Origin of the sequence: Streptomyces pyxinae (genome assembly GCF_024756275.1) — a bacterium.
In the GTDB taxonomy this organism is placed as follows: Bacteria; Actinomycetota; Actinomycetes; order Streptomycetales; family Streptomycetaceae; genus Streptomyces; species Streptomyces pyxinae.
The window spans coordinates 226,762-237,355 of sequence record NZ_JANUGQ010000002.1; the positions used below are offsets into that span (position 1 = coordinate 226,762).

Sequence of the window (10,594 nt, forward strand, 5' to 3'; positions counted from 1 at the left end):
CTCCACCCCCCCCTCTGCCCCCTCCGACCCCGCCCCCGTGCCCCGCCCGCCCTTCACCGCCGCGGCCCGCCCCCTTCGGCCCGCCCTTCACCGCCCCCCCCCCCCCCCTCCGTCCCGCCCTTCACCGCCGCCGCCCGCCTCCTTCGGCCCACGGTTCTCCACTGCCGCCCGCCCCCTCCGCCCCACCGTTCTCCACCGCCGGCCCTCGGGCCCTCCCACGCCCAACCCCCCTCGTCCATGGCCCCTTTCCCTTCGTCGACCCTGGAGTCGCCATGCCCCGCACCCCCGGCCAGACCGGCGCGGCCGTCCAGTCGCCCCGCGTTCCGGCACCCGCGTCCGCCCCCGAGACCTTCCGCCCCACCGTCCCGGCCGAGCAGTGGGGCGACTGGCGCTGGCACATGCGCAGGCGCGTCACCACCGTGGAGAAGGCCCGGCAGTGGATCCACCTCACCCCCGCCGAGGAGGAGGCCATCGCCGGCACGGCGGGCAAGTACCGCTGGAGCGTCACGCCCTACTACGCCTCGCTGATGGACCCCGACGACCCGCTCTGCCCGGTGCGCCGGCAGGCGGTCCCGGCCCTGGGCGAACTGGCCGAGTACACCGGCGCCGAGGTGGACCCGGTGGGGGACATGTTCTACCGGAAGACCAACCGGGTGGTGCACAAGTACCCGGACCGCGTCATCATGCTGATCACCGAGGCGTGCCCGGTCTACTGCCGCCACTGCACCCGGAAGTTCCACACCACCGACGTGGACGGCACCTACTTCCGCGAGAACGAGGGAAGTTCCTACGACGAGGACCTGCGGTACATCGCCGCCCACCCGGAGATCCGGGACGTGCTGCTCACCGGCGGCGATCCCCTCTCGTACCAGGACGGCAGGCTGGAGACGATCATCTCCGGGCTGCGGGCCATCCCCAGTGTGGAGATCATCCGGATCGGCAGCCGCTTCCCGGTGCTGCTGCCGCAGCGGATCACCGACGAGTTCTGCGCGATGCTCGCCCGCTACCACCCGGTGTGGCTCAACACCCACTTCAACCACCCCAAGGAGATCACCGCGGAGGCGGCCGCCGCCGTCGACCGGCTGCTGCGGCACGGGGTACCGGTGGGCAACCAGACGGTGTTGCTGCGCGGGATCAACGACGACGTGGAGACCATGCGGGAGTTGATGCGGGCGCTGCTGCGCATCCGGGTCCGGCCCTACTACCTCTACCACTGCGACAACGTCACCGGCGTCTCGCACTTCATGACCTCGGTCGAGAAGGGCTGGGAGATCATGGAGGGACTCCAGGGCCACATCACCGGGTTCGCGGTGCCGCAGTACGTGCTCACCACCCGGATCGGCAAGATCCCCATCGCCCGGCCGTACTTCACCGAGACCCCCGCCGGGCTCCGGCTGCGCAACTACCGCGGCGAGGAGATGGCCGTCGACGACACGGTGTGCCCGATCCGGGAGGAGGCCGGCCCGCGATGACCCTCGGCAAGCGGCTCGGGCAGCGGTTCCTGCCCTACGGCGCCAACTACCTCGACTGGTCCGACATGAGCGAGCTGCGGGAGGTGATCGACCAGCGCGTGCTGTTCCGCTACCAGACCGAGGGGGAGAGCATGGCCTCCCGGCTGGAACGGACCGTCGCCGCCCGCCTCGGTGCCCGCCACGCGCTCGCCGTGCACAACGGCACCGAGGCGCTCCGGCTCTGCCTGATCTCCACCCGTCCGTCCGTCGGCGATCTCGTCCACATCCCGGCCGTCACCTTCGTCGCGGTGGCCGGGGCGGTGCTCTCCTGCGGACTGATCCCGGTCCTGGTCGACGTGGACGAGTCGCTCTCGCTCGACCCGGCCCTGCTGCCGCCGGACGCCCGGCGGGTGATCACCGCCCATATGGAGGGCACCGTCGCCCCCGTCCCGGAGGGGATCGAGTACGTCATCGAGGACTGCGCCCAGTCGCTCGGCGCCCGGCTGCCGGACGGCCGGCACGCCGGCACGGCCGGTTACGCGGGCACCTTCAGCTTCCACCACAACAAGGTGCTCACCTCCGGCGAGGGCGGCCTGATCGTGACCGGCGACCCCGCGGCCTGGGCACGGATGCGCGGCTACCACGACCACGGCTCGGCCCGGGTGCCCGGCCACTACCCGGCCTGGAACGACGACGCCCACTTCGGGGAGAACTTCGTCACCAGTGAGGAAGTGGCCGCCGTCCAGTGCCAGCAGTTCCGGCACCTGGACGAGATCCTGGCCGGCCTCGAAAGCATGTACGCCGTCGTGATGGACCGGCTGCCGGACCGCCCCGACCTGACCGTACTGCCCCGCGCGGCGGGCGACGCCAAGGTGAGCGTACGGCTGCGCTGGGAGAGCCGGGCGCTGCGGGACGCGGCGGTCGCCGCCCTCACCGCCCGGGGGATCGCCAACTGGACGCTCGACAAGTACCTGTTGCCCGAGCACCCGGTGTTCACCGGCCGCCGCTCGATCTACGCGGACGGCTTCCCCTGGAACCACGCCCCGGCCGGCCCGCTCGTCCTCAGCCGGGACGGCTTCGCCCGCACCCGGGACCTGCTGGACCGCACCCTCTGCGTGCCGCTCTCGCCCGAACTGGCCGAGCAGGGGCAGATCGTCGCCGCCAAGGCGATCCAGCAGGCGCTGGAGGAGGTGTGACCGGCCAAGGCCCCCGGCCGCCGGAACCGGCGGCGGATCCGGGACCGGGCCCGGACCGGGAGCCGGGGCCCGCCTCCGCCGTCCCGGCCGTCCCGGAGGCCGGACCCGTCCCGGAGGCCGGACCCGTCCCGGAGGCCGGACCCGTCCCGGGGGCCGGACCCCCGGCCCCGGCGGGCGCAGCCGTCCCGGACGAGCCGGACGGCCCGGTGCTGCTGATGGCCGACGACCGGGCGAGCACCTTCACCCGGTACGCGGCCCGGCGGCTGGCCGGCCGGCTGGTGCTGCTGCGCTTCGCGGAACTCCGCCGCGACCTGGCGCCGAGCTACCTCCGGGAGACCGCCCATCTGCCCGCCTTCTGGGTGCGCCAGGGCGTCCCCCTGGTCCAGGAGGCCCGCCGCTACCGGGAATGGGCCGCCCGGCTGCCGGTCGCCCCGACCCGGTTCTGCAACCCCTCCGAGCCGCGCCAGGCCGTCGCCCAGCGGTTCGCCGCGCTCGCCGGGCTGCCGCACCTGACCGGGCGCCAGGTCTCCTGGGTGCGTGACAAGGGGGCCATGAAGGACCGGTTCCGGGATCTGGGCCTGGCCACCGCCGCGTACGCCCGGGTACGGACCCGGGCGGAGGTGCTCCGGTTCGCCGCCGCGCACGGCTGGCCCCTGGTGCTCAAGCCGGCCGACTCCTTCGCCTGTGTGGACACCCACCGGCTGGACGGCCCCGACGACCTCGCCGCGATCGACCTCGCCGCCCGCGACTGGCTGGCCGAGGAGTTCCTGGCCGGCACCGAGTGGGAGGCGTGCGCCCTGGTCCACGCGGGCCGGGTGCTGGACGCCTGGCCCAGCGCCATGCCCTGCCGTCCGCTGGACATCGTGGCCGGTGCCATGAACGCCAACATCAGCATCGGCGCCGGCGAGGGCCCGCCGGTGGACGTGCGGGAGCTGGCCCAGCGGATCGTCACCGGGATGGCGATCGACCACGGCTATCTCCACCTGGAGTTCTTCGTCGTGGACGGCACGGTGTACGCCGGAGAGGTCGGCCTGCGGATGGCCGGCTGCGAGATCGCCGCCAACCACGGCCTCGCCTACGGCTTCGACGTCTTCGGCGCCACCCTCGACGTCTACCTCGGCCGCCGCCCCGAACTCCGCTACCATCACCGGCGCTGCGTCGGTGACCTGCTGCTGCCGCTGCCCGGCTCCGGCGTGGTCCGGCGGATCACCGGCGAGGCCGAACTCCGCCGCATCCCCGGGGTACTCGACGCCGTTGTGAAGTACGGCGAGGGTGACATCGCGCACGCCCGCCGGGCCTCGCACAACGCGTCCGGACACGTCCATGTCGCCGGCGACTCGGCCGCGGAGGTGGAACGGCGGATGCGCGCGGTGCTCGACGCCTTCACCATCGAGCTCGCGCCGCTGCCCGCCTCCGGCCCGGCGGCGACGGAAGGGAGAACGCGTACGTGACCGGACGCACGAGCGGCGCGCACGGCAAGAGCGGTACGAGCGGTGTGAACGGCACCGGAGGTACGGGCGGCGCGAGCGGTACGGGCAAGGGGCCGCCCGGCCGGCTGCGCCGGTTCCGCGCCCTGCTGACCCGCCCCCGGGTGGCCGGCCCGGCCTGGTGGAGCGTGCTCGCCCGGCTGCCGGTCTATCTGATGTCGCTCGCCATGGTGCTGGTCGTACGCGAACAGGGCGGAAGCTTCGCGCACGCCGGGTCCACCGCCGCTCTCTACACCCTCGGCATGGCGCTCGGCAGCCCGCTCGTCGCCCGCCGGGTGGACCGGGGAGGCCGCCGGGCCGTGCTGCTCACCACCGGTGTCGTCTATCCGGCGGCGCTCACCCTGCTGGTCACGGCCACCCGGCCGGGCGGCTGGGCGCAGCCCGTGCTCGCCGTCACCGCCGGGATCGCCCTGCCGCCCGCCAACGCGGTGATGCGCTCCCTCTGGGCCCGGCTGCCGCTGACCGACGAGGAGCGGGAGACCGCCTATCTCTGGGAGGCGCTGCTCACCGAGTTCCTGGTGATCGGCGCTCCGCTGATCCTCGCCGGGCTGATGCTGGCCGGCCCGGCGGGACCGGCGGTGGTCGCGGTGGCGGCGGCCGGCGGCGCCGGCGCCCTGGGCCTCGCCCTCACCCGGCTCCCGCCCGGGGTGCCCGAGACCGTCCCGCGCGACCCGGAGGCGCCGCCGTCCTCCCCGCTGGGCCCGCTGCGGGCCCCGGCGCTGCTGGCGCTCACCGCCGTGATGGCCGTCTGCGCGGTGCCGATCGGCCTGCTCACCCTGGCCGTTCCCGCCTTCACCGACCGGCACGGCGCCACCGGGAGCACCGGAGCGGTGTACGCCTGCTGGGGGGTGGGCAGCGCCCTGGGCGCGCTCTGGCTCGGCCGGCCCGGCTCCGGAGCGCCAGTGCACCGCCGGTTCCCCTGGCTGGTCCTCGCCTTCGCGCTGGGCACCGGCCTGCCGCTGCTCGCCGTCTCCCCGCTCACCCTCGGGCTCGCCCTGGCCGTCGGCGGCATCCCCATCGCCCTGGTCTCCGCCGGTGAGATGACCCTGGTGAGCCAGGTCGCCGACGACCGCCTGCTGACCGAGGCGTTCACCTGGGCCTCCCTGGCCACGGTGGTGGGCGACGCGCTGGGCCAGCAGGCGGGCGGGCTGCTGATCGAACCGCGGGGCCCGCGCGCGGTGTTCGCCCTCGCCCTCGCCGTCGCGCTGGCCGGCGCGGCACTGGCCTTCGGTTGCCGGCCGCTGCTCGGCCGGGGCGTCCGGAAGGCGGTGACCGACCCCGGCTGACCGACCCGGGTGACCGGCCCCGGATGACCCCGGGTGACCGACCCCGCCCGCTCCCGCTCCGACTCCGCCCCATCCCTCCTCTCGGCACCTTCTGACGCCGCCCGAGCCGACCCGTGGCGACTGCCGCCGGCCTCCGGCGACCCCGCACACCCGCCCCCCGGCTTCCCACCCGGGCGCCCCCCGGCGCCCCGTGCCCCCGCCCGACGAGCCGTGACCCGCACCCGCCCGACGACCCGGTACGCCGGGCCCCGTACCCCGGCACCACCCGTCGCCCGGGAACGGCCGGCCGCGCCGTACCCCCTCCGCCGATCCGTGCGCCACGCACCACGACCCGTGACCAGAAACCCGAGGTGTCCCTCCCATGAACGCACGCACCGACGACCGGCGGCGCCCCGGCCGACCGGCCGGCGAGCCGCCGGCCGGTCCGTTCCGCCCCGTCACCCGAGCCCAACTCCCGGGTGCGGTCGAGGCGTTCCTGCGGGACCCGGAGAGTCTCCCCGTCCCGGTCCCGGTGGAGGGCCGCCCCGATCTGGCCGAGAGCCTGGCCCTGGCCGCACCGCTGTACGCCGGGACGCGCCTTCCCCCGCCGCTCGCCACCGGCGTCCTGCTCGGCCCGGGGGACCTCCCCGAGGGCACGGCCGCGCTGCTCCGCCCGCTGGCCCGGGTCTGGGCCGACGAACGGGAGCTCGGTGACCCGGACGGCTTCCGCGCGCGGCACCCCGGCGGTGTGCTGCTCGCCGGCGCGTACGACCGGCTCACCCTCGGAGCCGTACGGGCGCTGCTGCTCGCCACCCACCGGGGGCCCGAGCACGCGCTCACCCTGATCAGCGGGCGGGACGGCGCCTCCGTCGCCTGGAACGCCGCCAAGCAGTACGCCGTCACCGCGCCCGGCACCGACGCGCTGGGCCTGTTCACCGACACCGACCGTCCGCCCCGGCCGTCCGGCGTCCGGGTCTTCGACGACCGCGACTTCGACCGGCCGGACGCCGCGATCCAGCGGGAGATCCTGGACACCGTCTGGCGGCGGGTGGTCTTCCAGGGCCACGGCAAGGACGACAGTCTCAACCTGGGGGAGTTCACCATCTGCGGCCTCAGCGTGGCGGCCCCGCGCCGCCCCGGTCTGCTCGGCCCCCGCTGCGCCTACGGACTGCCCTGCTACAAGCCGGAGGACAAGCTCGTACCGCTCCACCGGGTGCGGGCCGCCGAGATCGTGCTCAGCGCCTGCAACAGCGGCCCGCTGGCCGACCTCGCCCTCTACGACCCCAAGTACCAGCTGCTGCTGAACGCGCTGGACTCGCCGGCCCGGCAGGTCGTCTCCGCCGTCTCGGTGCACGACTCCGACCGGCCGGAGAACACCGCCTGGATGGCCGCCGCCGCGACCGGCGCCGACTCCGTCGACACCCTCAACGCCAGCCTGGCCGGCTCCCATCCCTACCCGGCGTTCATGCGCTTCGGGCTGCCCGTGCCGCCGGACCGGCCGCTCCCCGCCCCCGTCCCGTCCGACCACCGCCCGGACCCGCTGCTGCTCACCGCGGGCGCCCGGCTGACCGCCCTGCTCGGCTCCGGGCTGCTCGCCCCGCAGGACCCGCTGCGCCCCCGGCTCGCCAGGCTGGCCCGCAAGGTGGACCTCTGGGTGGCCCGCCCCACCCACTTGGCCGACCAGCCCGCCGAGCAGGTCCTCGCGTCCCTCACGGCCGACCTCCAGTCGCTCGACCATGTGATCGCCGAGCAGATCGCCGCCGACCCGGAGACCGGGCTGATGAACTACCCGGCCCACTTCGGCGACCGCAGCCGGCTCGACCCCGGGGTACGGGCGGTCACCTGCCACTGCGGTCGCCCCGCCCAGGAGTTCACCCGGCGGGGCCTGCTGCCGCAGATCCCGGACACCGTCTGCGCCGTCTGCATGCGCTGCGGCGATGTCACCTTCCGGCTGCCGGACGCCCCCGAGCTGCTGGCGTACGCCGCCGACGAGGTGCCCCGGGGCGGCGAACTGACCGTGCGCGCCGCCCTCACCGCCGCCCGGCCCGGCCCCGTACGGCTCGGTCTCTTCCTGCCCGGCTACCTCCGCGAGGACACCACCACCGAACCCGCCTCCGTGAAGGTGCGCGCCGGAGCCGACCGTACCCGGGACGTCACCTTCACGATCCGCTTCCGGCCCGGAACCGCCCCCCAGGCGTACTACTTCACCGTCTTCGCCGTACAGGACCTGGCCGTCTCCACCGCCCGCCGCCACTTCGGCGTCGTACCGGCCGGGTTCTGACCGGCCGGACCCACTGCTTCAGCCGCCCACCGCCCACGAGCAAGGAGTGCTGTCATGGAGAACGCCACCAGGACCGTCGCGGAGTCCGCCACGAAGACCGGCACGAAGACCGGCCCCGGCGCCGGCCCCGCCGCCGGGCCCGCCGTCGAACTAGTCGAGGAGAACGGCGAGGTGACCCTGAGCATCGGCGGCGAGCAGGCCATGCAGGCCTGGGAACGGGACCTGATGTGGGAGAGCGCCGATCTGCTCTGTGAACACGGTCACGACTTCTACGAGGTGGGCCTCGGCCTCGGTCTCTCGGCCCTGCGCATCGCCAACCACCCCGCCACCCGCAGCCACCGGGTGCTCGAACTCTTCGACGAGGTGGAGGAGTTGTTCCAGGAGCGACACCCCGAGCTGCCGGACACGCTGAGCATCGAGCGCGGCGACTTCTTCCAGCGGATCTTCGAGCTGCCCTCGGAGAGCGTCGACGGCATCTTCTTCGACCCGGCGCTCGACATGGAGGTGTGGAAGGACGAGGAGCTGTGGCGGCGGACGGTCCCCGAGGTTGTCCGGGTGCTGCGCCCCGGCGGAGTCTTCATCCCCTTCTTCAGCACCAGGCCGGAGCTGCGGTGGCAGTACCTGCCGCACTTCCGCGAGATCCGGGTGATCCGCCGGCCGTACACGGCGTACGACACCACCGAGTACACCTACGGCACCAGCGGTGACGCCTACATCCAGTGCTTCCGCAAGGACTGACGGCCCCCCGACGGCCCGCCACATCCGCCCACCGACGGCCGACGACGCTCCGGAGGACCCGTATGACCACCGAATCGACCGCCACCACCACGACCGCCCCGGATCCCACCGCCACCACCACCGCCGCCACTGCCCCCGACCCCGCCGCGCCCGCCCCGGCGGCGGGGCCGGTGGGTGCGCGCACCCTGTTCCTGGCCGGCCCGTTCATCCAGTTGCTCGATCCGCTCACCGGGCGGATGCCGGAGGCGGCCCGCACCCCGTTCACCGAACTCATCGCGCACTTCGAGGCGCTGGGCGTCTCGGTGCACAACGCCCACCGCAGGGAGGCGTGGGGCGCGGAGCTGATGCGGCCCGAGGTGTGCACCCCGCTCGACCGGGACGAGATCCGCCGTGCCGACGCCTTCGTCGCCCTCCCCGGCCATCCCGCCTCACCCGGCACCCACATCGAGATCGGCTGGGCCAGCGCCTTCGGCAAGCCGATCGTGCTGCTCCTGGAGAGGGGCCGGGAATACACCTTCCTGGTACGGGGGCTGGGCACCGTGGCCACCGTGGAGTACGTCGAGTACACCGTGCTCGCGGACGCCCTGCCCGAGGTGGACCGGGCCCTGCGGCGGGCCGTCGCCCGTCACCGGGAGGCGGCGGCGCCGGCGGCCTGAGCCCCGCCGCCCGCCGCCGCCCCTCCGGCCGGCGGGAGACCCGCCACCCGGCCGGGCCCCGGCGGAGCGGCTTCTCCCGCCGCCCCGCCGGGGCCGGTGCGTCAGGCGGTGAACTGCTTCGGCAGCATCCCCTGCCCGTCGAAGGTCAGGAACACCGTGGTGTAGCCCGAGTGGACGTCCGAGTCGCGGTAACTCACCAGCTCCCAGGGGGCGTCCACCACCCCCGGCCCGCAGGGCAGCGTGCCGGCCCCGAACGGCATCGCCGTCGGGAGTATCTGGAGCGAGGTGAACGAGACGCTCACTCTGGTCCCGGCCGGTTCGGTACAGGTGTAGGTCCCACCCACGGTGAGGGTGCCCTGGAACGGCGGGTTCGCCGGGTCGGCGTTGGCCCACAGCAACTGGACCGACTTCACCCCGAGTTCGGCGGCCGGGGCGGCCGAGGCGGTGGGGACCGGGACGGCGAGCGCGGCGAGCGCCGCCGCGGCGGCCACGGCGGCGGCCCGGGCCGGGCGGCGCGCGGACAGGAGCGGAATGGACGGGAAGCGCGGTACGGGCACGGTGGTCTCCTTCCGCCGCCGGGCTCGCCCCGGCGGCGCCCCACGGATACCGGGCGCCTCCGGCTCCGTACAGCCGCGCGCACGGGGCGCGCGGAAGCACTCCGGCGGCACCGCGGGCCACCGCGCGGCCGGTGCGGCCCGTACCCGGTGGCCGCGAGGAACAGCACCCGGATCCGCCCCGGCCACCGGGCGAAGGTCGCGATCCGGTAACCGTGACCGCATCAGTGCTCACCGATCGTACGGACCACATAGTCTGATCATCCCGCCGGGCCCGGAACATGGGGGGTGCCCGGCCCTACTCAGGGATGCACATGCTCCGTACGCGTACCCTCGCCGCCGTCACCGCCGCGACGGCGGCCGCCGGCCTCGCGCTGCTGCCCACCCCGGCGCAGGCGGCCGGCTCGGTCCACCTGTACAAGATCTACTACGACAGCCCCGGCACCGATCGCGGCGGCAACACCAGCCTCAACGGCGAGTGGGTCCAGATCCGCAACACCACGGGCGCCGCGGTGAGCCTCCGGGGCTGGACCCTCACCGACGCCTCCAGCCACCGGTACACCTTCGGCGCCTACACCCTGGGCAAGGGCAAGACCGTCACCATACGCACCGGCAAGGGCACCGACACCGCGGCCAACCGCTACCAGGGCCGCGCCGCGTACGTCTGGAACAACGACAAGGACACCGCCACCCTGCGCAAGGCCAACGGCGCCCGGGTGGACGTGTGCTCCTACAACTCCACCAAGGCCGACTTCAAGAACTGCTGACCCGGTGGACGCGTGAGGAGGCCGCCGGGCGACACCGCCCGGCGGCCTCCGTCGTTCCCCGGGGCCCCCGAGGGGGTCTCCCGGCGAACTCCGGCGAACCCGTCCGCCTGCCCCTGTCCGCAGCCGGCAAACGTCTCGCCGGGCGCCGTTCGCACGGCCCTGACCGTGGTGTTTCCGGGCCGATACGGGGGGCACGGAC

The 10,594-nt window shown here is 74.6% G+C and carries 9 protein-coding genes; 8 read left to right on the forward strand and 1 reads right to left on the reverse strand.

All coding sequences use genetic code 11. From position 1 onward, the window contains the following. The first annotated feature begins 272 nt into the window (after positions 1 to 272). The 7 genes from blsG (at position 273) to NX801_RS03930 (ending at position 9,074) form a co-directional block, all read left to right on the forward strand. Positions 273 to 1,472 (forward strand): arginine 2,3-aminomutase, encoded by a 1,200-nt coding sequence (gene blsG / locus NX801_RS03900; protein ID WP_258785450.1) that lies wholly within the window; start codon positions 273 to 275, stop codon positions 1,470 to 1,472. Then, the gene (locus tag NX801_RS03905; RefSeq protein WP_258785451.1) at positions 1,469 to 2,647 is read left to right on the forward strand and encodes a DegT/DnrJ/EryC1/StrS family aminotransferase; all 1,179 of its coding nucleotides are present in this window, start codon (positions 1,469 to 1,471) and stop codon (positions 2,645 to 2,647) included. Before blsG ends, NX801_RS03905 begins: the two co-directional genes overlap by 4 nt. Continuing rightward, the gene (locus NX801_RS03910) at positions 2,644 to 4,098 is read left to right on the forward strand and encodes an ATP-dependent carboxylate-amine ligase (protein WP_258785452.1); all 1,455 of its coding nucleotides are present in this window, start codon (positions 2,644 to 2,646) and stop codon (positions 4,096 to 4,098) included. Before NX801_RS03905 ends, NX801_RS03910 begins: the two co-directional genes overlap by 4 nt. After that, positions 4,095 to 5,420, forward strand: a complete 1,326-nt coding sequence (locus tag NX801_RS03915) for an MFS transporter (RefSeq protein ID WP_258785453.1) — start codon at positions 4,095 to 4,097, stop codon at positions 5,418 to 5,420. The genes NX801_RS03910 and NX801_RS03915 overlap by 4 nt, the downstream gene beginning before the upstream one ends. A 361-nt stretch (positions 5,421 to 5,781) precedes the next feature. Continuing rightward, the gene (locus tag NX801_RS03920; RefSeq protein ID WP_258785454.1) at positions 5,782 to 7,680 is read left to right on the forward strand and encodes a hypothetical protein; all 1,899 of its coding nucleotides are present in this window, start codon (positions 5,782 to 5,784) and stop codon (positions 7,678 to 7,680) included. Positions 7,681 to 7,734: 54 nt separating this feature from the next. After that, positions 7,735 to 8,418: a class I SAM-dependent methyltransferase gene (locus tag NX801_RS03925; RefSeq protein ID WP_258785455.1), complete on the forward strand. Its 684-nt coding sequence runs from the start codon at positions 7,735 to 7,737 to the stop codon at positions 8,416 to 8,418. 62 nt (positions 8,419 to 8,480) lie between these two features. Beyond that, positions 8,481 to 9,074, forward strand: coding sequence for a nucleoside 2-deoxyribosyltransferase (locus tag NX801_RS03930; protein WP_258785456.1), 594 nt, complete (start codon positions 8,481 to 8,483; stop codon positions 9,072 to 9,074). Between the two features lie 101 nt (positions 9,075 to 9,175). Here the strand turns inward: NX801_RS03930 and NX801_RS03935 are convergent, their stop codons facing one another. Next, positions 9,176 to 9,631, reverse strand: a complete 456-nt coding sequence (locus NX801_RS03935) for a hypothetical protein (protein WP_258785457.1) — start codon at positions 9,629 to 9,631, stop codon at positions 9,176 to 9,178. A gap of 311 nt (positions 9,632 to 9,942) precedes the next feature. Between NX801_RS03935 and NX801_RS03940 the strand changes: the two genes are divergently transcribed. Next, entirely contained in the window at positions 9,943 to 10,395 is a 453-nt protein-coding gene (locus tag NX801_RS03940; protein WP_258785458.1) for a lamin tail domain-containing protein, read from the forward strand. The last annotated feature ends 199 nt before the right edge of the window (positions 10,396 to 10,594 follow it).